Source organism: Crocosphaera sp. XPORK-15E, assembly GCF_034931425.1.
Classification (GTDB): Bacteria; Cyanobacteriota; Cyanobacteriia; order Cyanobacteriales; family Microcystaceae; genus UHCC-0190.
The window spans coordinates 1-22,851 of record NZ_JAYGHQ010000002.1 but is presented as its reverse complement, the minus strand read 5'-3'; the positions used below and the strand labels follow the sequence as shown (position 1 = coordinate 22,851).

The 22,851-nt window shown below is 37.6% G+C and carries 21 protein-coding genes, 2 rRNA genes, 3 pseudogenes and 1 riboswitch; of the genes and pseudogenes, 15 read left to right on the top strand and 11 right to left on the bottom strand.

Annotation, left to right across the window (positions count from 1 at the left end; genetic code table 11):
- The first annotated feature begins 83 nt into the window (after positions 1-83).
- Together VB691_RS01430 and VB691_RS01425 are read left to right on the top strand one after the other, a co-directional pair.
- A complete protein-coding gene (locus tag VB691_RS01430; RefSeq protein ID WP_323289674.1) occupies positions 84-1,616 on the top strand; it encodes a SagB/ThcOx family dehydrogenase in 1,533 nt (510 codons plus the stop codon).
- A gap of 106 nt (positions 1,617-1,722) precedes the next feature.
- Complete coding sequence (locus VB691_RS01425; RefSeq protein WP_323289673.1) at positions 1,723-2,187, top strand: dTDP-4-dehydrorhamnose 3,5-epimerase; 465 nt, start codon at positions 1,723-1,725, stop codon at positions 2,185-2,187.
- 245 nt (positions 2,188-2,432) lie between these two features.
- Here VB691_RS01425 and VB691_RS01420 read toward each other — a convergent pair.
- The 5 genes and pseudogenes from VB691_RS01420 to VB691_RS01400 form a co-directional block, all read right to left on the bottom strand.
- Positions 2,433-4,541 (bottom strand): annotated as a pseudogene (locus tag VB691_RS01420) (tetratricopeptide repeat protein); the annotation flags it as partial.
- Positions 4,528-5,073 (bottom strand): hypothetical protein, encoded by a 546-nt coding sequence (locus tag VB691_RS01415; protein ID WP_323289671.1) that lies wholly within the window; start codon positions 5,071-5,073, stop codon positions 4,528-4,530. The gene VB691_RS01415 and the pseudogene VB691_RS01420, both read right to left, overlap by 14 nt.
- A 62-nt stretch (positions 5,074-5,135) precedes the next feature.
- Positions 5,136-5,573, bottom strand: a pseudogene (locus tag VB691_RS01410) (hypothetical protein); the annotation flags it as partial.
- A 183-nt stretch (positions 5,574-5,756) separates the two neighbouring features.
- Positions 5,757-5,969: a type II toxin-antitoxin system HicA family toxin gene (locus tag VB691_RS01405; protein ID WP_323289670.1), complete on the bottom strand. Its 213-nt coding sequence runs from the start codon at positions 5,967-5,969 to the stop codon at positions 5,757-5,759.
- Complete coding sequence (locus tag VB691_RS01400) at positions 5,962-6,168, bottom strand: type II toxin-antitoxin system HicB family antitoxin (RefSeq protein ID WP_323289929.1); 207 nt, start codon at positions 6,166-6,168, stop codon at positions 5,962-5,964. The genes VB691_RS01405 and VB691_RS01400 overlap by 8 nt, the downstream gene beginning before the upstream one ends.
- Positions 6,169-6,388: 220 nt before the next feature.
- On the opposite strand from VB691_RS01400, the gene VB691_RS01395 reads away from it, so the two are divergent.
- The gene (locus tag VB691_RS01395; RefSeq protein ID WP_323289669.1) at positions 6,389-6,559 is read left to right on the top strand and encodes a type II toxin-antitoxin system HicA family toxin; all 171 of its coding nucleotides are present in this window, start codon (positions 6,389-6,391) and stop codon (positions 6,557-6,559) included.
- On the opposite strand, the gene VB691_RS01390 is transcribed toward VB691_RS01395, so the two are convergent.
- Both VB691_RS01390 and VB691_RS01385 read right to left on the bottom strand, forming a co-directional pair.
- The gene (locus VB691_RS01390) at positions 6,489-7,076 is read right to left on the bottom strand and encodes a Uma2 family endonuclease (protein ID WP_323289668.1); all 588 of its coding nucleotides are present in this window, start codon (positions 7,074-7,076) and stop codon (positions 6,489-6,491) included. The genes VB691_RS01395 and VB691_RS01390 overlap by 71 nt on opposite strands.
- 200 nt (positions 7,077-7,276) lie before the next feature.
- Complete coding sequence (locus tag VB691_RS01385; protein ID WP_323289667.1) at positions 7,277-7,762, bottom strand: DUF4079 domain-containing protein; 486 nt, start codon at positions 7,760-7,762, stop codon at positions 7,277-7,279.
- Positions 7,763-7,895: 133 nt separating this feature from the next.
- On the opposite strand from VB691_RS01385, the gene VB691_RS01380 reads away from it, so the two are divergent.
- From VB691_RS01380 to VB691_RS01330, 11 genes are all read left to right on the top strand, one after another.
- Positions 7,896-9,338, top strand: a complete 1,443-nt coding sequence (locus VB691_RS01380) for a phosphoglucomutase/phosphomannomutase family protein (RefSeq protein WP_323289666.1) — start codon at positions 7,896-7,898, stop codon at positions 9,336-9,338.
- A gap of 131 nt (positions 9,339-9,469) precedes the next feature.
- Positions 9,470-9,685 carry an RNA-binding S4 domain-containing protein gene (locus VB691_RS01375; protein ID WP_323289665.1) on the top strand — a complete coding sequence of 72 codons (216 nt, stop codon included), beginning with the start codon at positions 9,470-9,472 and terminating at the stop codon, positions 9,683-9,685.
- 11 nt (positions 9,686-9,696) lie between these two features.
- Positions 9,697-10,302, top strand: coding sequence for a hypothetical protein (locus tag VB691_RS01370; RefSeq protein ID WP_323289664.1), 606 nt, complete (start codon positions 9,697-9,699; stop codon positions 10,300-10,302).
- Positions 10,303-10,367: 65 nt separating this feature from the next.
- Positions 10,368-11,501: an AAA family ATPase gene (locus VB691_RS01365; protein ID WP_323289663.1), complete on the top strand. Its 1,134-nt coding sequence runs from the start codon at positions 10,368-10,370 to the stop codon at positions 11,499-11,501.
- Positions 11,502-11,503: 2 nt separating this feature from the next.
- Positions 11,504-12,163, top strand: a complete 660-nt coding sequence (locus VB691_RS01360; RefSeq protein ID WP_323289662.1) for a DUF3226 domain-containing protein — start codon at positions 11,504-11,506, stop codon at positions 12,161-12,163.
- A gap of 125 nt (positions 12,164-12,288) precedes the next feature.
- Positions 12,289-13,446, top strand: a complete 1,158-nt coding sequence (gene hpnI, locus VB691_RS01355; protein ID WP_323289661.1) for a bacteriohopanetetrol glucosamine biosynthesis glycosyltransferase HpnI — start codon at positions 12,289-12,291, stop codon at positions 13,444-13,446.
- Between the two features lie 44 nt (positions 13,447-13,490).
- The gene (queG, locus tag VB691_RS01350) at positions 13,491-14,420 is read left to right on the top strand and encodes a tRNA epoxyqueuosine(34) reductase QueG (RefSeq protein WP_323289928.1); all 930 of its coding nucleotides are present in this window, start codon (positions 13,491-13,493) and stop codon (positions 14,418-14,420) included.
- 119 nt (positions 14,421-14,539) lie between these two features.
- Entirely contained in the window at positions 14,540-15,229 is a 690-nt protein-coding gene (locus VB691_RS01345; protein WP_323289660.1) for an HAD-IA family hydrolase, read from the top strand.
- Positions 15,230-15,350: 121 nt separating this feature from the next.
- Positions 15,351-15,486: riboswitch (cyclic di-AMP (ydaO/yuaA leader) on the top strand.
- 95 nt (positions 15,487-15,581) lie between these two features.
- Positions 15,582-16,415 (top strand): nitrate ABC transporter permease, encoded by an 834-nt coding sequence (ntrB, locus tag VB691_RS01340; protein ID WP_323289659.1) that lies wholly within the window; start codon positions 15,582-15,584, stop codon positions 16,413-16,415.
- 23 nt (positions 16,416-16,438) lie between these two features.
- Complete coding sequence (locus VB691_RS01335) at positions 16,439-17,842, top strand: CmpA/NrtA family ABC transporter substrate-binding protein (protein ID WP_323289658.1); 1,404 nt, start codon at positions 16,439-16,441, stop codon at positions 17,840-17,842.
- 16 nt (positions 17,843-17,858) lie between these two features.
- The gene (locus VB691_RS01330; RefSeq protein WP_323289657.1) at positions 17,859-18,683 is read left to right on the top strand and encodes a nitrate ABC transporter ATP-binding protein; all 825 of its coding nucleotides are present in this window, start codon (positions 17,859-17,861) and stop codon (positions 18,681-18,683) included.
- A gap of 203 nt (positions 18,684-18,886) precedes the next feature.
- On the opposite strand, the gene VB691_RS01325 is transcribed toward VB691_RS01330, so the two are convergent.
- Positions 18,887-19,447: a response regulator gene (locus tag VB691_RS01325; protein WP_323289656.1), complete on the bottom strand. Its 561-nt coding sequence runs from the start codon at positions 19,445-19,447 to the stop codon at positions 18,887-18,889.
- Positions 19,448-20,046: 599 nt separating this feature from the next.
- On the opposite strand from VB691_RS01325, the gene VB691_RS01320 reads away from it, so the two are divergent.
- The gene (locus VB691_RS01320) at positions 20,047-21,162 is read left to right on the top strand and encodes a tRNA (guanine-N1)-methyltransferase (protein ID WP_323289655.1); all 1,116 of its coding nucleotides are present in this window, start codon (positions 20,047-20,049) and stop codon (positions 21,160-21,162) included.
- A 338-nt stretch (positions 21,163-21,500) separates the two neighbouring features.
- On the opposite strand, the pseudogene VB691_RS01315 reads toward VB691_RS01320, so the two are convergent.
- From VB691_RS01315 to VB691_RS01305, 3 genes and pseudogenes are all read right to left on the bottom strand, one after another.
- Positions 21,501-21,614: pseudogene (locus VB691_RS01315) on the bottom strand (IS630 family transposase); the annotation flags it as partial.
- Positions 21,615-21,719: 105 nt separating this feature from the next.
- A 5S ribosomal RNA gene (rrf, locus tag VB691_RS01310) occupies positions 21,720-21,837 on the bottom strand.
- A gap of 44 nt (positions 21,838-21,881) precedes the next feature.
- Positions 21,882-22,851: ribosomal RNA gene (locus VB691_RS01305) — 23S ribosomal RNA — on the bottom strand; the annotation flags it as partial.

The following is a 22,851-nucleotide window of genomic DNA, read 5'->3' as shown; positions in this document are numbered from 1 at the left end:
TCATTAAGTCTTCAATTAACAGAATTTCTTTTAAGGGTGGAGGTTAAAATTAGAAATGAAGCCCAAGGATTTGAGTGAGATTTATGCCGAATTTTGCAACTTCGATCGCCACCCATTACCATGAACGAACCAAGTACCACCCCCAAACCATTGCCGCCAAAAATCAAGGGTTAGATTGGTCAAAACAGCCTATTCCCTTCAAAGAATATAAAATCGGCCAGTCTTATGATCTCACCCCTTATCTCTCGGAAACCTCACCAAGCGATCCCCAAGCACAAGAATGGCAGCGACTTTCTCGGTTATTAGGCTGTAGTTATGGCTTAACGGCGAAAATTCCTACTATGGGAAATCCTATCTATTTAAGATCTGCTCCCTCAGCAGGGGGACTCTATCCGGCTGAAGTTTATTTAATCTCAAGGGGAACTGCGTTACTACCCCCTGGATTATATAATTATCAAGCCCAAAATCATTCTTTAGTTCATTTTTGGGATGATGAGGTTTGGTCAAAATTACAACAAGCTTGTTGGTTTCATACTGCTTTAGAAAATACACAATTAGCAATCATTACTACTGCGATTTTTTATCGTTCTTCTTGGCGTTATGAGGATCGAGCCTATCGACGTATTTTCTTAGATACGGGTCATTTATTAGGTAATATTGAATTAGCTTGTAGCATTAATCATTATCGGCCGCATTTAATTGGTGGATTTCAGGATCATCTGCTCAATAAACTTCTCTATCTTGAACCGGAAGAAGAAGGGGTAATTACTGTTATTCCTCTGACGGATCTTTTAGAACAAACTCAGGAAAAATTAGTCACGTATAAACCAACTGCTTTACCTTCTCCCATTCAAACTGATTATCCTGCAATTGCTGATGGTGAATTGTTATCCTATTTTCATCAAGCTACTGCCATTCAAACATCAGAATCTCCTCAACCTTTTATTAATCTATCAGATGCCCAATCTTTAGAAGATAAGTATAATTTTCCTTTTTGTCTTAAAGTTTCAACAAAAACCGTCCCTATTGATTGGGGAAAAGAACTTTATGATCTCGAAAAAACCATTCTCAGACGGCGTTCAACTCGTGCTTATACGGGAGGAAATTTGACCTTAGAAGAATTAAAATCTCTGTTGCATTTTACCTATCAACCTCAAGATTATCTTAGCCAAGAATTAGACCCGATTCCTGATTATTTTGACTTGAGTTTAATTGAAACTTTTATTGCTGTTTCTGGAGTGACAGGAATAGACTCAGGGTGTTATTATTACGCCCCAAAAGCGCAAGAATTACGACAAATTCGCTTTAAAAATTTCCGACAAGAATTGCATTATCTTTGTTTAGGACAGGAATTAGGACGGGATGCGGGGGCGATCATTTTTCATACTGCTGATTTACAAAAAGCTGTGGAAAAATATGGCGATCGCGTTTACCGTTATTTACATTTGGATGCGGGACACCTGGGACAACGGCTTAATTTAGCCGCTATTCAACTTAATTTGGGGGTTAGCGGTATCGGGGGCTTTTTTGATGACCAAGTTAACGAAGTCCTTGGTATTCCTGACGCTGAGGCAGTTCTTTATCTCACCACCCTAGGACGACCTAGATACCAATAACTTATTTGCATATCACATAATGGCCAGTTTATGTGATTTATTTTACACTATTTTACAATAAAATTTGTTAAGGTAGATGAAGAAATGAAAAGAGAGGAGAATCAATATGAGTCTTATTGATGGGGTTTCCGTACGCAAACTTGAATCAATTCAAGGGGGAATGGCACAATTTTATACCCCACAGTCAAGTAATGAAACGATGTTAGTGCAGATACCTAAAGGGACAATTGATGAGTTGTTTGTTCATCGTTTTCAGACGGATCAGTTATTAGTTGTTAGAGGGAGTTTTATTTTAGTTGCCTTGCACAATAAACAGTATCATTACATTCCGTTAAGTGAACATAAACCCCAAGTAATAACTATACCTCCTGGGGTTCCTCATGGGGCGATTAATTTAAGTTCAAAAGATTGTTTACTGGTTAATGCTGTGTTGCGTCATGGTAAAGCTCATCCCTTTGATTATAGACCAATGAAACTGCCTTTTCCTTATGATTTTAATAAGATTAACGATGTGTTAGAAGATTTATCGAAACTTGGTTTTGAGGAAGAAAAGGAAGCAGTTTTATTCTAATTATAGGACTTATAATAGTATCAAATTCACTTCAACCATAACACCATGAGCGATTTAACTAAGTTAACACCGGAAGAAATTCAGCAATATAGGGAACAGTTTAAATATATCTTCTAGGGTGAGACATTTACCTAAATATGTTTTACTATTGGCTCAAATTAAAGCAGAATTGAGAGGGTTATTAACATTAAAATAACCATGACAAGAAAAGTGGGAACAATGAATATTCTTAAACGGTTGGCTAAAACTAAATTAAGGGTTTTGTTACGTTTTACATATTCCAGGGCGCGACTTAATTGATTATTAATACAGGCTTTGACAATGCTGATATAAACATCAATGGCAGCCTCCATAATTTCTTGTTTTTGTTGGGGTGTGGATGCCCAACTGCGGCTAGTTTCTACTGCTTCGATGGCAAGATTGTAGCCTTTGATAGCAGTTTCCCAGTCTTCTTTTAGGTTAGCAGCATTCCCTAAGTTTCGTCCTGTTTGTAAGCAGTTTATGGGAAAAGCAGTGGGGGTATATACTTCTAAAGACAGGTTTAAAGCTGCGATGGCTAACTCTATATTATCGGCTCTTTCTCCTCTGATACGATATAAATAAGCTATCCCCAGATTATTTTGTGTCATTGCCCAATCTTCAGGAAAAGCAGTGGGGGTATATACTTCTAAAGACAGGTTTAAAGCTGCGATGGCTAACTCTATATTATCGGCTCTTTCTCCTCTGATGCGATTTCTATAAGCTATCCCCAGATTATTTTGTGTCATTGCCCATTTTTCAGAAAAAGCATCACGGGTATATACTTCTAAAGACAGGTTTAAAGATGCGATCGCTAACTCCAGATTATCGGCTCTTTCTCCTCTGATACGATATAAATAAGCAGCCCCCAGATTATTTTGTGTCATTGCCCATTTTTCAGAAAAAGCATCACGGGTATATACTTCTAAAGACAGGTTATAAGCTGCGATCGCTTTCTCTAGATTATCGACTCTTTCCCCTACAATGCGATTTCTATTAGCATTCCCCAGATTATTTTGTGTGGTTGCCCAATATTCAGGAAAAGCATCACGGGTATATACTTCTAAAGACAGGTTATAAGCTGTGATCGCTTTCTCTAGATTATCGGCTCTTTCTCCTCTGATACGATATAAATAAGCAGTCCCCAAATTATTTTGTGTTCCTGCCCAATATTCAGGAAAAGCATCACGGGTATATACTTTTAAAGACAGGTTTAAAGCTGCGATCGCTAACTCCAGATTATCGGCTCTTTCCCCTACAATGCGATTTCTATAAGCTATCCCCAGATTATTTTGTGTATCTGCCCATTCTTCAGGAAAAGCTTCAAGGGTATATACTTTTACAGCAGAATAAAAACAAGAGATCGCCTTTTCTATATTCTCTGCTTTACTGCCTTGATTTTTGTAAATATAAACCTTACCTAAGCTATTTTGAATTTCAGCCCATTTTTGAGGAGATTTTTGCTCAGAATAAATATTCAAAACTTGGTGATAAATTGTTTCTGCTTCCTCATATTTCCTTAGTTTCATATATACATCCCCTAACGTCTCAAGGGTGGTCACTTGGGTTGTTTCTAATGACGCTATTTGATTACTTAAATTCAAAGCTTCTAGCAAAGATTCTTCTGCTTTTTGTAATTCTTTTCGACGGTAATAAGCAACCCCTAATTGCTGCAAAGTTGTTACCAGCATCGGAATATTTTCTTCTGCTGAATATTCTGCAAATAATCGAGTTAATAAATCAATTCTTTCTTGGGTTTCTGAAACTTTATCTTGCTCAATAATCCTATCATCACTCAAAAATTGATGATCAACATTTTTTTCCTCTGGTAGAGATTCAAACTTAAAAATACCTGATTTCCAAGCCCAAAAATCAGGGGCAAATCTAGCAAATCTAGTAATAGTATCATTAGGCAAACAAAATAATATGGGATAAGGAACTTTATCTGTAAAAGCGTCCCTCACAAAATTGAGATTTTGTAAAATAGGGGGATAATCATTAAGTCCGATAGAATTTTCTAATCCTTTGATAATTAGCACTTGCTTTTTATCTTCTAAAAGAGGATTTTTAGATAAATAGTTTAAGATTTCATCTAATAAAAAACGCACCTGAGAATCATCTATATTTAAAACAATAAATTGTATATTTTGACACTGAGAATTATTAATTAAACTATCAATTATACAGTTAGTTTGCTCATTACGGTTAACTTCAATAAAGCCAATAGTTAATCCTTCAGCGAAATCAATAAAAGTTAATAATTGAGCTAATTGATGCTGATTTTTTGCCAAAAATAAACGATGATTAGAGATAGAAAAAGAGTTAATTTCTAACATTTTCTAATACTTGTTTAAAAGCTTGAATAGATTTAATAACAGGATTGATATAGTTCCATCTCTCATTGCCATTATATTCTAAGGCGGAAGTATTAAATAACATAACTTGTCCAATTTGATTGTTATTAATTTCTTTGTTTAAATAGACATTGACTAAATGACTATAATGCTCATCAGGAATCACTCTTTCAAAATCAAATTGTACTTGTTTAATGGCGGTTTGTACGTCTTCACTATCAATTTTAGGGTTGCCTTTTGCATTTGCTGAAGTAATAGCTGTTCTCATCATTTGCATCAGTTGTCTAACATGACCCCCACTGGCTTTTGCCAAACTCAATACATCTTCATAATCAGTAAAAATTTGCTCAATATCAACCCTAACTTCAATTAACTTGACAACAGCTTTTAATGCTTCTTCTTGATAGTTTAAATCAGACTTATCTCGTTGTAAATTATAAATATTTATCATAGGGACAATATTAGAATTACGGTAAGCTTCTTTGAGATTTTTTGCGAGATTAGTTTTAGTCATAGTCATTGAACAATATTATCTGAATAATCCTAACCAATTATATTATAGCTTTTCAAACAATACAATCCCCCTAAGTCCAGTGATGTTTCATTATTCCCTTGAGAAAACGCATTTCTGGCGTATTCTTGTAATAGTTGGGCAAAAGTATCATCTAATAGATGTTGACGGCGTTGTAGGATAGGATAAACCACCGCAGGATCGCTATTACTATCTTCTTCTGCTTGTAATACTTCTAATAAAAACCCCTGATATTCCTCTATACTTCCCGCTTGAGGGTTGAGATATGTCCCCAACTGTTGCGCCATATTCCGTAACCACCCCGCATTATTATTATTTCCTTGTTCTTCTAACCCTGTTGCATAGTTTTCTATCACCTGCAAAAATTCGGGATCAATCAATTCCTGATTTGCTTGTAGAATATTATTGAGTTCGTCATCATTAGCACAAGTGAGCAACTGTTCAATTAAATTAATATAAGCTTGGGTGCGTTGTTCATTCATTGTCTTAACTATGATTTTAATGATTAAATGAGGACTATGATTGTTAGGATTATGATTATTAGGATTTTATCATAGAGATTATCCTTAAATTAGAATCATAGTCAATCAAATAATCACATAAATCATAGTTTAGACATTTTAGATAAGCTTTGCTACGTTGTTCGTTCATAAGTTACAATTGTTTTATAGCAGTTTTTTAAATTCTTCAATCGTTAATCCTGAACCTTTAATAATTGTTCCCATTGTATAAGCATTAATTGGATTCGCTCTGGGAATTGTTAAGATATGCTCTCCATCAGTCATTGTAATATGTTTACCCTGTCGAACAATCCGAAATCCTACTTTCTCAAATGCTTTAATCGCTCGTTGATGATTAATTCCCGGAAGACTAGGCATGATTTAATTCAACTTCCACATAACAAGATTCTACACCTTGATTCAATTCCTTAGCAACTTCTAAATAAGACACAATAGCATCTTGAATATTATTGAGAGCTTCTTCTTTTGTCGTACCTTGAGAAGCACAGCCAGGTAAACCCGGACACCAAACAGCATATCCTTCCTCTGTTTGCTTAAGACTGACTTGATATTGCATATTTTCATAATAATGATCGTTATCAGTTATTATAGCACGGTCATCATTAATCTCTGCTTGTAATACTTCTAACAAAAACTTCTGATATTCGTCTATATTTCCCGATTGAGGGTTGAGATATTGCCCCAACTGTTGCGCCATATTCCGTAACCAAGCCGCATCATTATTATTTTCTTGTTGTTCTAACCCTGTTGCATTAATTAAGGCAATAGGAGGTATAGTGATTCAAGGAGATGGTTCAAGAGTTCGTTTTGATCTCAATGATCTTTTCCTCAATATTCATTCACCTCATCCCCAAAAAGAATTAAAAAGATATCAAGTTAAAGCGATTCGTGAATTTTTAATAAATGCAGGATACGATAAATATCTTCAATTTTACCGCAATAATTAACACTTTTAAATTCTAGATTATCTCCTTTACTATAAATTTGTTCTGTCCAAATCCCTAATTCATCCCGTCGATAACATTCTATTTTTTGTTGGTTTTGATGAATGAGAATATACTCTTTTAAAGTCGGACAAGTTTGATAATCGATGAATTTATCCCCTCGATCAAATGCTTCCGTTGACTTTGATAATACCTCAATTATAAGAACAGGATACAGAATAAAATCATCAGTATTATTAATCTCCCTCTCATCACAAACAACCGCAATATCAGGATAATAATAACAATTTGCTTCTTCTAGTCTGACCTTAATATCTGAATTTAGAACAAGACAAGGACTATTTTCTAAATGATTACCTAAAATTTTAGTCAAATTACTCGCTAAAACAATATGAGGTTTTTTCGCCCCAACCATTGCATAAACTTGTCCCCGTCGATATTCATGCTTAATGGGACTTACTCTTTCACCTTCTAGATAAAGTTCTGGAGATATATAAAAAAATTGTTGATTATTCACCATAATTCATGTAATTAGCTTTTGCTGATTTGTGAGCATCTGAATTAATTATACTCATTAATTATCCGAGGGCATGGCATTTTAAATCTTCTGGGTTAGATGTTAAGCTTATTATTGCCATGCCCCTACATAGGTTTAAACTCAATAATAAAAATCCGGCCTCAAAAAGAAACCGGAATAATAATCACTTAAGAATCAAACAATTACAAAGAAAGTCCTAATTTTAATCCTAAAATACCATGAGCAATTAACACTATGGCAACCACACCACCTAAATACGCATGAAACGCACGATAACCTTCTTTTTGTTCCCCACCAAACCCAATTAAGGGAGTAATGGCACTAATGGACATTAAACCTAAAACTGCCGAACCTGTCCAAAAATGAGGACTACTTAAAACAGGTTGTTTTTGCATTACTAAAGATAACACTCCGCCAGTGTATCCCAAAGTAATAAACAGGAACACCCAGGGGGCTAACTGACGATGAGAAGCGCGACTTTTGGTTACAACTTCAACATCAGTCGCCAAACGGCTACGCCACCCCATATAAGCGGTAAAGCTACCCATGACTAAGACAACAATACCCATCATTACAGGGTGTCCCCAATGTACAATGGGTTCGGGTATGCCTAAGCTACGGAACCAAGCGGCGAGGGGTTCCAATAAATCTGCAAGTTTGTCTCCCATAGCTTTAATGCCCTATCACAAATTTTTAACAGCAAACATAATAATTATATTAAAAAATGCACCCTAAAACCGTTTTCAAAGGTAACTTAACGGGCTAATCTGAGAGTGTGTATAGAAAATTTTAAGCGTTCCTATGACATTTACTCAAAATCCGATTAAATTTGGTACTGATGGCTGGCGTGGTGTGATTGCGGCTGATTTTACCTTTGAACGGGTCGCTATGCTTGCTCCCTTAGCTGCTAAAGTGTTGGCAGAGAATTATGGTACCTCATCAGGCGATTGCAAAATCATTGTAGGATACGATCGCCGTTTCTTGGCTGAGGAGTTTGCTCAACTTGCGGCTGAGTCCATGCAGGAAGCGGGTTTTGATGTTATTCTATCTAATTCCTATGCCCCGACTCCTGCCTTTAGTTGGGCCGCTAAGATGCAAAATGCTTTAGGGGCCATTGTGTTAACCGCTAGTCATAACCCGGCCAAGTATTTAGGATTAAAGGTTAAAGGGGCTTTTGGGGGGTCGGTTTCTCCTGAAATTACTCAACAAATTGAAGCATTGTTGCCTAACCCTCCTCAATTTTCGGGGCCTGCTGGCACTTTAACCTATTTTGACCCCTGGGAAAGTTATTGTGAGGGGTTACGTCAAAAAGTTGATATTAATGCCATTCAAGGGGCAATTAAAGCGGGGAAATTGAGGGTTTTTGCTGATGTGATGCACGGGGCCGCTGCCACAGGTTTAGAACGCTTATTAGGCTGTCCTATTGAGGAGATTAATAGTGAGCGTGACCCGTTATTTGAAGGGGGCGCACCGGAACCTTTACCCCGTTATCTTTCCAAGTTAATTACTACCATAAAGACGGCAGTTAGTCAAGGGAATAATTGTTTAAAAGTTGGGTTAGTATTTGATGGAGATAGCGATCGCATTGCGGCAGTTGATGGTCAAGGAAATTTTATGAGTTCTCAGATTTTAATTCCGATTTTAATTGACCATTTAGCTAAGCGGAAAGGGTTCACAGGAGAAATTGTTAAAACCGTGAGTGGTTCTGATTTATTTCCCCGTTTAGCTAAACTTTATAACTTATCGGTTTATGAGACTGCGATTGGTTATAAATATATTGCTGATCGGATGTTAGTTTCTGAGGTATTAATAGGAGGAGAGGAGTCTGGGGGAGTTGGTTATGGAACCCATATTCCTGAACGAGATGCTTTATTATCTGCTTTATATGTGTTGGAAGCAGTTGTGGAAAGTGGGGAAGATTTGGGTGAATATTATGCTAAGTTACAGGAGAAAACAGACTTTTATAATGCCTATGATCGAATTGATTTACCCTTGGGAAGTATGGAAGTTCGCGGTAAATTAGTTGAAAGTCTGGAGAGGAAACCCTTAACAAAAATTGCTGGTCAAGCGGTCACAGATTGTGATAAAACAGATGGTTATAAGTTCCGTTTAACTGATGGGAGTTGGTTACTAATTCGCTTTAGTGGGACGGAACCAGTTTTAAGATTATATTGTGAATCTTTAACCTTAAAACAGGTACATGAAACCTTAAATTGGGCAAAAGATTGGGCTAATTCTGTTTAATCTATGCCAATAATTAATTTAGTTTAAGCTTTCTTTGTAGAGACGTTATAGATAACGTCTCTCTTTCTACAATAATGTTTGTGGAGACGTTATCTATAACGTCTCTCTTTCTACAATAATGAGGGATTATAATGGATATAAACGCAGAAAAATCAGAACCTATCATTAAATTAGGTCAATTTATGAAATGGCAAAACTTGGTACAAAGTGGAGGAGAAGCAAAAATAAGAATTCAAGGGGGAGAAGTAATAGTTAATGGTAGCATTGAAACAAGACGGGGACGCAAATTAGTAACAGGAGATGTGGTTACTTTTAACGGGAAAAGTTATGAAGTTAATTTAGCATAGGGTTAATTATTATGTCTTACAGTAATTTTAATTTAGAGAAAGTTAAACAACAGTTTAATCTCAGAACAATTGAGGAATTTGGGATTTTTGCTGATATTCAACCGATAGAAAGTAGTGAATTATTAAAACAAATTTTACAAGATAATTTACCCATTGCTATTGCCAGTAATAGTGAAAAAGCAAGATCAGAGATGATTATTGCTCCGATTTTAGTGGAACTTAAACGAATATTTAAAGATGAAATAAATCTATTTTCTGGGGTTAATTTTACTGTTGATGAAACCCAAAACTTAAACGGAATTTGTGACTTTTTAATTAGTCATTCTCCTGAAAAATTGTTTATTGCTGCACCTATTATTACCTTAGTAGAAGCGAAAAAAGAAGATTTGAATGCAGGGTTAGGTCAATGTATTGCTGAAATGGTTGCGGCTCAAATTTTTAATCAACAAGAAAATAATCAGATTTCGATGATTTTAGGTGTTGTGACTTCTGGTACAAATTGGCGTTTTTTGAAGTTACATGATACAGATATTTTTATTGATTTAACGGAATATTATTTGTCTGATTTGAATAAAATTTTAGGCATTTTATCGAGTAGTATGGAACAATTTAGATAGTTATGGTCAAGAATGTGTTACCATTTAATTAAATGTCCTAATCATTCGTTAGGAGTTGCCGAAATATGTTAAGTTCACTACATATTGAAAATTTTAGAGGTTTCCAAGAATTTGATTTAGAAGATCTTGGCAGAATTAATTTACTTGTGGGAGAGAATAATAATGGTAAAACTTCTATTTTAGAAGCCATTTTAATATTTTTATCTCATGGGAATTTGAATGTAATCTTAGAATTAATGAAATATAGAGGAGAGTATTGGAGAGAAAAAAATGATAAAAAAGGAACCTCTGAATCTGAATATGCTATGCGTCATCTTTTCTATGGACATGAAATTGTACAAGAAACTAAATTTTCTTTAAAAGGAATAGATGATAATTCGCAAAATCAACTTATCATAGACATAAGATCAGATCCCATACAGCAAAGTCTTAACTTAAATAATAATGATGATGATAATCAAAGTGAAAAATCAGGAAATTTTAATCTCATTATTAAATGGAATCATGGAAACTTTGGTCGTAGTCCAATAGAAGTCCCTTTATCATTGAATAATACTCTTTCTCAAGATGATGTTCGGCGAATGTCTAGAAATTTATTTTCTGACATAGTAATTAATACACGATTAATCACTCCATTTTCTTTAGATATTACGGATTTAACTCAATTATTTGATAATATCGTCTTAACACCTAATGAACAATTAATTATAGAAGCACTTCAAATTATTGAAGCAAAAATTGAAAGAATTGCTTCAGTTGGCCAAGAAAAATATAGTTATACTTCTAGAAACTATAAAGAAAGAGGAGGTTTTGTCATCAAGTTTTCGGATCAAAAACAACCAGTACCTATCGGCAGTTTAGGGGATGGCATTTGGCGAATCTTATCAATTATTTTAGCAATGGTTAATCTAGAAAATGGGGTTTTATTAGTGGATGAAATTGATACAGGATTACACTTTACAACCTTATTTGATATGTGGAAAGTAATTCTATTAACTGCGAGAAAACTCAATATACAAGTTTTTGCCACAACCCATAATAGTGATTGTTGGACGAGTCTTGCGAGTTTAATTAAAAAAGAAAAAATTGAAGATAATGAAATTACCATTCAACGAATAGAACCCGATAGAAAAAAAGCTGTTGCTTTTAGTCCTAAACAAATTGTCATTGCTGCTGAAAGAGGAATTGAGGTACGTTAAAAATGGCAACTAAACCGTTAAAAAAGCTGTTAGTCGAAGGGACTGAAGATCAAAGAGTTATACCAGAATTAATTGAAGCATCTGGTATTCCTTGGGGAGAAACAAAGGAAACAGCAATTGTTAAAATTAAGTCTTATGATGGTATTGAGAATTTACTTGATAAAGATGTCATTTATACAGAATTAGAAGATAGAGGATTAATTTCATTAGGAATTATTATTGATGCAGATGATCATCCTTTAGACAGATGGCAAAGTATTCGTAATGTCTGTTTACCAACAATTACTGATATTCCTCAAGAATTACCAGACACTGGTTTAGTTCATTCATTTACACATAATAGCAAAGATCTAAAATTTGGTGTTTGGATGATGCCAGATAATAAAATAAGAGGAATGTTAGAAACTTTTTTAGAATATTTGATTCCTGATACAAATAATTATCTTTGGGATTATAGTAAAGAAGTTGTTCAAGAAGCAAAAATAAAAAATGCACCCTTTAAAGACAGTTATACCGATAAAGCTTATATTTATACCTGGTTAGCATGGCAAAAAACACCAGGAAGACAACTACATGATGCCATCAAACAAAAATTTTTAGTTCCAACGAACCCCAAAGCACAAATATTCGTTAATTGGTTTAAATCTCTTTATGATTTATGATTTTTGTCTTATCGTTTTTTGATGATTTTTTTTCCCATGATTAGCTCAAACTGAATTTTTAGCTATAATTTCTCTAAATTGGGCCTAACTGTCCCAATTTAACTGTGTGAGGAAAGGAAAAATTTGTGTTAAATCTGATCAATAGTCTACAAATTCTCTGTTTAGTTCCCATTTTAGGGGGTTCTGTCTTCTCTATCTTAACCGTAGGGACAGTCAAACGCTTCTTTAAACGTTCCCCCAAAACCCTCAATTTTACCCCTCCCGTTTCAGTTCTAAAACCTGTCAGGGGTTTGGAAAAAAACCTTAAACGCAACCTAAGAACTATTGCTACCCAAGACTATCCTGATTATCAGGTCATTTATTCTGTCCAAGATCCCCAAGATCCCGCCTACCCTATCTTAAAAGAAATTCAAGCAGAATTTGGCAGCGATCGCATTTCTGTGGTTATCAGTACCGTTGAAGTAGGGGCCAATGGTAAGGTTAATAACCTCCTAGGAGGCATGGAAGCAGCGCGTCACGATATAATCATCATCAGCGACAGTGACACCTCTTTACAGCCCGATTATATCGCAACTATCGTTAATCCTTTGGCTAACCCTGATGTGGGTTGTGTCTGTACCCCGTTTAAAGTGACAAAAGCAGACAGTTGGTACGAGAAACTGGAACTTTTGACCATGAATGCTGACTTTATGCCTAGTGTGATGTTTGCTGAGGTAACAGGGGCCTCTAATTCTTGTTTGGGGCCATCTATTGCCATTCGACGGTCAACTTTAGATAAATTAGGGGGTTTAGATAGTTTAGCTGATTATTTGGTGGAAGATTACGAAATTGGCAGACGGGTTTGGACTTCTGGTCAAAAAATGGTGTTATTGCCCTACATGATTGATGCGGTGGTAGATTTAGCTAGTTGGCGTAATTGGTGGAGTCATCAGGTATATTGGGATCAAAATACCTATTTAGCAAGACCTGGGGCCTTTATTGCTACCATTTTAATTCGTGCCATTCCCTTCGCCTTAATTTTTGCTTTAATTAGGGGAGATATGATTGGGTTAGGTGTGTTAATTGCTACTATTATTATTAGATTAATTACTGCTGCAATAACGGCCCAAGATATGAACGATCAGGAAACTATCAACAGTTTATATTTATTGCCCTTTCGAGATGCAGTAGGATTGATTTTTTGGGGTTTAGCTTTTACTCAGCGTACCGTAATTTGGCGTGGGGTTGAATTTAAGTTAACCAGTCACGGAAAAATGATCAAACATCGTTTAATACATAATTAACCCTGGGGGTCAACGGCCGTTGACCCCTACCTATGAATCATTATATGCAAGAATTAACCAGAAAAATCAAACAAAAGTCCCTTGATATCGGGTTTCATAAAGTGGGTATTGCTGACGTTGATAGCAACTATCAAGATGATGCTTTGTCTCATCTCCAAACGTGGTTAGCATTAGGTTATCATGCTGATATGGCCTGGATGAATAACCCAAAACGTTTTGATATTCGTCAATGTATGCCAGAGGTAAAATCTGTTATTTCTGTGGCCCTAAATTATTATACTCCTCATCAACATTCTGAGGATAAAAAATACGGTAAAATCTCCCGTTATGGATGGGGGAGAGACTACCATAAGGTAATGGGAAAAAAACTTAAATCTTTCAGTCAATGGTTAGAAGCTCAAGACAATAATATCAAAACTCGTTATTATGTAGATACTGGCCCCATTCAAGATAAAGTTTGGGCCCAACGTGCAGGTATTGGTTGGATTGCTAAAAATGGTAATCTGATCACTAGGGAATATGGAAGTTGGGTCTTTTTAGGGGAAATTTTAACTAACTTAACCCTCATTCCTGATACCCCTCATATAGAACATTGTGGCACTTGTACCCGTTGTTTAGATGCTTGTCCTACCAATGCTATTACCCGTCCTTTTGTGGTGGATGCTAACCGTTGTCTTGCCTATCATACTATCGAAAATCGCGCTGAAACCTTACCTAAAGATATTGTTAATCATCTAGAGGGATGGGTGGCCGGGTGTGATATTTGTCAAGAAGTCTGTCCCTGGAATCAACGATTTTCTACAGAAACAGATATCAATGATTTTCAACCCTATCCTGGAAATCTTAAGCCAGAATTGTTAGAATTAGCTGATATTTCTCAGGAGGAATGGCATCAAAAGTTTACCGCATCAGCATTAAGGAGAGTTAAACCTGAGATGTGGCATCGGAATGCTCGTGCTAACCTAGAAGTATAAGGAATTTAGTCAGTCCATATATTCCAGATGATCTAGATTAAGTGATCTTTTCCACTGGGGAAAGATGCGATCGCTGACTTCTCTTTTACCCTTACTCCTCACCATTCACCCGCAAAAAAATGGCACTCAAAGTAATTGTTTTTGATTTTGATGGCACTCTAGCTGATACTTATGATACTTTTGTGGAGATTGCCAACAGTTTATCAGCAGAATTTGGTTATAAACCAGTTGATCGACAAGAACAGGAAAAACTGAAACATTTGAGTGCAAAAGATCTGATCAAGCAATCAGAAATTTCTCCCCTCAAAATTCCCTTTGTTCTACAACGGGTAAAATCTGAACTCAATCATAAAATTCAAGATCTTCAACCTATCAATGATATTCCTTCCTGTCTTCAACAACTCAAAGATAAAGGGTATCTCTTAGGAATAATCACCTCAAACGCAGAAGATAATGTTTTAGTTTTCCTGAAAAATCATAATCTTGAGCAATTATTTAATTTTATCTATGCAGGAATTAATTTATTTGGCAAACATAAAATAATTAATAAACTGCTAAAAGAACAAAAATTACAACCCCATGAAGTCATGTATATTGGGGATGAAACTAGAGATATTAACTCAGCAAAAAAAAGCAATGTTCAGTCTGTTGCTGTTACCTGGGGATTTAATTCCACCGAAGTTTTAGCAAAACATCAACCAGATTTTTTAATCAATCATCCTCAAGAATTAATTAGCATTCTTCAAGAAAATAGATACCTAATTGATCGGCAAACCGCCATGATTGAAAGTTTAACAATGGAAGGATAACACTATCGCCAACATTAGTCTTCAAGCTTAATTCCAAAAACTTCTTGACTTTTTGCCAAAACAGTGCTATGCTTGTTTGCTAAGTAGAGTAAGTCAGCTTAATCCAAGCCTCCTTTCTGCAAAACTTCTTTTGTAAGAATTAAGACTGGAGCGGGGGAACCAACTTTGGGGCTTATTTCTAAGGAATTTACCTTAGAGAAGGACATCTCTCAGTCCTAGCCCGTCAGCTAACCTCGTCGGCATTGAGAGGAGACTGAAAAAGAGGCATTTTAAAAATTTGCTCTCATCAGTGTTCCTGGTTGGTACTGCTCTGTTTTTGTGTACCTACGCTCAACAATTGAGGGTAATAAATATGAATTTAGCGATGCTTGCTGTCGCGGGACAAGCTGCGTGGAAACGCGCCAAACCCGTTGTCATGAAAGAAACCGTGTTGCTTCCTGCTGCTGGTTTTGCGGGCTTAATTGCCGTGTGGTGGATTATTGCCCTATTTCGGCATGAGATGATGCCTACGCCCTTAGAGGCATTAACCAAGAACTGGGACTATATTGTACATCCTTTTTACGTGCGCGGCCCTGGAGATTTGGGCATTGGTTGGTTATTATTGGCCAGTTTACGGAGGGTGAGCATCGGATTTTTATTAGGGGCAGCAGTGGCTATTCCCTTGGGGTTATTAATTGGGATGTCAAGAACCGCCATGTTGATGCTGAATCCCATTATACAGTTACTTAAACCCGTATCACCCCTAGCTTGGCTACCCATTGCTTTAGCGATGTTTAATTTGGCCGAACCTTCAGCCATTTTCGTCATTTTCATCACTTCCCTGTGGTCAACCATCATCAATACTGCTTTAGGTGTGGCTAGTGTCCCCAAAGATTACCTAGAAGTCTCCCAAGTCCTAGAAATGCCTAACAGTCGGCGAATTTTCAAGATTATCTTGCCCGCCAGTTTGCCCTATATTTTCACAGGTTTACGCATCAGTTTAGGTATTGCTTGGTTAGTCATCGTTGCAGTAGAAATGTTGACAGGAGGCATTGGTATTGGCTTCTTTGTCTGGGATGAATGGAACCGCCTCAACGTTAGTTCTGTTTTTTTAGCGGTGTTTATCATCGGCTTAACTGGCTTAATCCTAGATTATCTGCTGATTAAGATTCAAGTTTGGGTAACACATCGTCCTGTTCGTCCCTAAAACACAAAAGGCTGATTGAAAAAATGAATAACAAAAATTGGACTCGACGGCAGGCCCTATTAGGTTTAGGGGGTTTTGCCGGAGCGATCGCTTTATCTTCCTGTGGGGTTAATAGCAACCGCGCCTCTAAAAGCCTGACAGAAGCGGCCCTAGCCGTTGATCAAGTCGTTAAACCCGAAACCCTAGAAAAACCTAATCTTACGGTTGGATACGTTCCCGTCAATGACTGCGCCCCCTTTGCTGTTGCGCGGGAAAAAGGGTTCTTTCATAAGTATGGCTTAAACGTAACCCTAAGTCGTGAAGCCAGTTGGGCCAACTCTCGTGATGGGGTCATCTTTGGTCGTCTTGATGCTGCCCCCGTAGTTTCTGGGGCTGTTACCAATGCCAGAATCGGTGCAGAAGGGGCCCGTCACGCCCCTTTATGTGGGGCTATGACCATTCACCGTCACGGCAACGCTATGACCATGAATCAAGACCTCTGGGATGCAGGTATTCGTCCTTGGCATGAATATAAAGGGGATTTAGACGCATTTGGTCGAGATTTAAAGGGTTACTTTCAGAAAGCTTCTTATGACAAACGGGTGTGGGCCGTGGTGCTAAGTTCTGCCATTTATGAATATTTTACCCGTTATGTAGTAGCCGCCGCCGGACTTAATCCTGTTGAGGAATTTCGACTAATTATTACCCCACCGCCCCAAATGGTCAGTAATATGCGAATTGGGGCCATGCAAGCTTATATGGTGGCAGAACCTTGGAATACTCGCGCTATATCAGGTAACGAAGGTGTAGGCTTTACTTTTGCCCAAGGGCGAGAAATTTGGCAGGGCCATCCTGACCGAATATTGGCGGTAACGGAGTCTTTTATTGAAGAAAATCCGAAAACCTATCGTTCTTTGGTTAAAGCTTTAATTGAAGCCTGTCAATATTGCAGTAAGCCAGAAAACCGCGAAGAAGTAGCCACTATTATCTCTCAGAGGCCTTTTACGGGGGCAAAACCTAAATATACTCAACCTGGAATTGTGGGAGATTACAACTATGGCGGTTTTGACGGTCAAAAACGCATGGTTAACAGTCCAGAAACGACTATTTTTTATGATCTTCCTCCTGATGTTTCCGCCATTCCTCACGATCATTCCACCTTTTTATGGCAGTCTCAAGGTCTGTGGTTAATGACTCAAGCAGCAAGATGGCAGCAGATTAAAGAATTTCCTAAAAATGCGGAACAGTTTGCCCGTCGCGCTTGGAAAACGGATTTATATCGAGAAATTGCCGCAGAAATGGGGATTAAATGTCCGACGGAGGATTACAAAATTGAACCTGCCGAGGCATTTATTGACAATAAGGCTTTTGATCCGAGTGATCCCGTTGCCTATCTCAACAGTTTTGCTATTCGCGCTAACGCGCCTCAATCTTTCTTCATGTCTTAAATCATAGGAGGTTATTATGACTCGTACTATTACTCGTTCTGAACAAAGACCCAATGGTTCTCATGACAATAATTTTCTGGTCATTGAAAATTTGGTTAAGGCATTTCCTAAACCTGATGGTAGTCAAGTTGTCATTCTCAATGGGGTTGACTTAAAGATTGGAGAACAAGAATATATCTCAGTTATTGGGCATTCTGGCTGTGGTAAATCGACTATGCTGAGGATTATTGCAGGTTTAGATAAAGCAACTTCAGGGTTAGTAACTCTTGAAGGTAAGGAAATTCGTAAACCTGGATCTGATCGCATGATGGTGTTTCAGAGTTATGCTTTATTACCTTGGTTAACGGTACGGGCTAATATTCGTTTAGCGGTGGATGAGGTCTTAAAAAAGGGCAGTAATAGTGAAAAAAGGAGTCTGGTTGATGAGCATTTGGCGATGGTTAATTTAACGGCGGCCGCTGATAGATATCCTGATGAAATTTCTGGGGGAATGAAGCAACGGGTAGGTATTGCCCGCGCCTTGATTACTCGTCCTAAAATGTTATTAATGGATGAACCTTTTGGGGCTTTGGATGCTTTAACTAAGCGTAAGTTACAAACTCAAGTGTTAGAAATTTGGGAAAATCATCGACAAGCGGTAATGATGATTACTCATGATGTGGATGAGGCGATTTATATGTCAGATCGCATCATTTTGATGACTAATGGCCCCGAAGCAAATATTGGAGAGATTTTAGAAGTTCCTTTTCCTCATCCACGCGATCGTCATGCGATTCAAGAATCTAAGGAATATAATGATCTTCGTCTTCGTGCATTGGATTTCTTGGAGCGTTATCAGTAATAATAATTAGTAGGGTGGGCAATACCCACCCTACATTTATTTATAACCACCTACTTAAATAAATAGAGATGGAGATACATGAAAAATTTCTCCTAATATTTTCCCTTGAGATTTACTAATAGATAGAATGGGAGCATCTTGCTCCCTAGTGTTAACCCTAGTAGGATACTAGCAAGGAGAAATTATCGAAAACTATTAAACTATTAAGGTTTTTGTTGCAGAAACCCTAATACTTGTCTTAGCTGTTTCTTTAGCAGATCAATTTCACCTTGCATTGCCTTCATTTGTTGACGCATGGTAATAATTTCTTGGGCCATGCTTAAGGTATCTTTAGCAGAAACATGGTTGTGATTATCTGCTGAATCTGTCTCTTGAGGTTGAGGATGCTTTCTGGCTTTGGCCATGGCATCTTTTATGGCCTCAAGCAACTGTTTCTTCTCAAAGGGTTTTTCAATAAAGGAAAAATACTCAAAAGGTTCGTTCAATTTCTCGACGACTTCTTCTTTCCGTCCAGACATCAAAACTAGCGGAATTTTCTTGAGATCGTGTTCTTTTTGGACTTCTTGATAGACATCCCACCCACTCATTTTGGGTAGGAGAAAATCTAACATGATTAGGCTGGGTTTTTCACTACGGATGAGGTTATAACCTTCTACTCCGTCTTTGGCTTCAAGAACTTTAAAATTGCCTTCGGGCAACATATCTTTAACCCGCATCCGGATCACTTTACTGTCATCAATTACAAGGATTTTGTGAGTTGGCACGGTAAACTCCCCTTCAAGAGTTAAGTCAATGGTACTTGAGGTTATCCATCCTCACCCTTAAAAGTGATGGGTTGGCTTTCTCTCTTTCTTAACGTTCCCCATAATTGCCTCAAACTCACCATCTCTCCCTAAATTTTTCTGTCTCTATCGGATGAAATGCTGATTTTATCTGGTTTATCGGGTATTTAGTTTGGGTTTTGGAGGGCAATTTCAATAAGTTTAAATTATGTTTTTTTTGTTTTGATTGATAAATTTCAATCTATTGGTTTTATGTACTTTCGTTAAGATTTGAGAATTACTATCAATAGTTAACGAATTTTCGCCTTTTGATGGTATTATAAGACAAATAAACATCTACAGCCACTCTGTCTTGTCCTAAATATAGTTCCTCAAACCCTTATTAATTCGTTTTTGTCCCCTGGTTATTGATGCAGTTTTCCCTAATTTGACTAATTTTTAAGCACTTATTTTGAGCAAATGTACTAAAACACGATGAGTATTATTGCTTAGGGGTTGACAAAATTACCGTTTTATGTATTGAGTATTAAATTAATGATTATTTCGCGCAAAGACGGAAAGAGCATCTTGAGCATTAAAATATGAAGAATAAGTCTTTAATTAGGGAAGGAAAAGCACAGTTTATTGTTGGTAATACGTTTTATCGATCGCAAAGTAAGGTTACAAGAGATTTAGGGGTATTAGCGGCAGCAACTTATAAACAAAGTCAGGGAGAATTAAGAGTATTAGATGTAATGACAGGTTGTGGTGTGCGTTCCTTAAGGTATTATTTAGAGAGTGGTGCTGATTATGTTTGGGTGAATGATAGTAACCCAGAAAATCAAGCAGTGATTGAAACTAATTTAAAGAATATTTTACAAGAAAATAAAGCTAAAATCACTTATAATAATGCTAATGAAATCTTTTTTGACTGTTATAATCGAAAAGATTACTATGATTTAGTAGATGTGGATGCTTTTGGTTCCCCTAATCCTTATTTAAGTACCTTATTATGGGCTACAAAAATCGAGGGATTAATCTATTTAACCTGTACCGATGGAAGGACAGCAACGGGACATTTACCGGAAAAAAGTTTACAGGTTTATGGTTCTTATGGGCGATCGCATCCTGCGGCCCAAGAACAAGCTTTGCGGTTATTAATTGGCAGTGTTTTACAACAAGCAGCGACTATGGGGTTAGGAATTAAGCCAATTTTTTCCTTATTTACTGGTCAAACCTATCGGGTTATGATGATGTTATTGCCGAAAATAAATTTAAGTTTAGATAATTATGGATTTTTAGGTTACTGTCATCAATGCGGGGAATATACAACGGTTTCTTATGCAAAATTAGGTAAAGTAAGCTGTTATCATACAGTAGAAGATACAATATATCCTTATACAATTTCAGGGGCAATGTGGTTAGGAAATTTACATGATCAAGTCTATTTACAGCGAATGAAAGCTTTAGCAGAAACCTTAGAATGGAGAGAGAGAGTAGACTTATTATCAATGATGATTAATGAGTTAGACTTTCCCCCCTATTTTTATACCTTGGGGGAGATAGGAAGACGAGGGAAATTAGATCTTCCCAAGCGATCGCAACTGATTGAAAGATTACAAACTAAAGGTTATCGTGCTGCTCCCACTCATATTAATCCCCAAGCAATTAAAACCAATGCTAACTTAAAAATGTGTATTGAAATTGCTAAATATTAACTTATGTTTAGGTTAATTTACTACATCCCTAAATGTTTTTGGGACGACTGAACTCCTACAATTTTTCTTGTGATAATTATTATGATATAGCATAAAGTAATTACGCCAAAAGAATTTATAAGTAATTGTGCTATCCAAGAATTTTGAAAACCTATTTTGCTAGTTAAGCTGTTAAGCATTCAAATTTCTAGAGCGATCTAAGCCCGTCAAGGGTTTCAGCCTCCAAAATACGCGGTTTAAATGCTTAACAGCTTACTTAAAATCCTTCGGTTATAGCTAAAAAAATAGAACCTATATAGAAGAAAGTAATAGTTTTAATATTTCTGTTGACATTAATAAATCGTATTGCGACTAATGTTGAATAGTTGGCTGGCGTCGCTTTTTTTCCGTCCATCAAGCGTTATCGCTTCAATGACTTTCTTGCGGAGGTCATAACTGTAAGGTTGTGCCATAGAGATAGGGTAATGGGGTTTTTCTCTATTCTATGTCCTAATCGCCTTTGAAAAAGGCCAAAAACCCCCTATCATTGTTGATAGAGGGTTTTTGTGGAAGAATAATCCTGGCATCGAGCTATTGTCCCGGTGGGCTACCCCACGAGTATCGTCGCCGCTGACGCGTTTCACTGCCGAGTTCGGGATGGGATCGGAGTGGGACCACGACGCTCAAGACACCAGAAAGGATGAAATACCCTCAAGACTGCAGAAACGAGTCAAACAATTAAGGTCAAGCCCTCGGTCTGTTAGTACACCTTGGCTCCATCCATTACTGGACTTCCACCTAGTGCCTATTAACGGGTGGTCTGCCCGTGACCTTACCTAGTTAACCTAGTGAGAGCACTCATCTTGAGGTGGGCTTCCCACTTAGATGCTTTCAGCGGTTATCCGCTCCGCACTTGGCTACCCTGCGTTTACCGTTGGCACGATAACAGGTACACCAGCGGTGCGTCCTTCCCGGTCCTCTCGTACTAAGGAAGGCTCCTCTCAATGCTCTTGCGCCTACACCGGATATGGACCGAACTGTCTCACGACGTTCTGAACCCAGCTCACGTACCGCTTTAATGGGCGAACAGCCCAACCCTTGGGACGTACTTCCGCCCCAGGTTGCGATGAGCCGACATCGAGGTGCCAAACCTCCCCGTCGATGTGAACTCTTGGGGGAGATCAGCCTGTTATCCCTAGAGTAACTTTTATCCGTTGAGCGACGGCCCTTCCACGCGGTGCCGTCGGATCACTAAGGCCGACTTTCGTCCCTGCTTGACTTGTAGGTCTCGCAGTCAAGCTCCCTTCTGCCTTTGCACTCTACGGCTGATTTCCAACCAGCCTGAGGGAACCTTTGCGCGCCTCCGTTACCTTTTAGGAGGCGACCGCCCCAGTCAAACTACCCACCTGAAACTGTTCTTCACCCGGATTACGGGTCAAAGTTAGAATTCTAGCTTCCCTAGAGTGGTATCTCACTGTCGGCTCCATTTTCCCCACAAGGAAAACTTCAACGCCTCCCACCTATACTGCGCAAGAGAAGCCCGAACCCAATTCCAGGCTATAGTAAAGCTTCATAGGGTCTTTCTGTCCAGGTGCAGGTAGTCCGTATCTTCACAGACAATCCTATTTCGCCGAGCCTCTCTCCGAGACAGCGCCCAGATCGTTACGCCTTTCGTGCGGGTCGGAACTTACCCGACAAGGAATTTCGCTA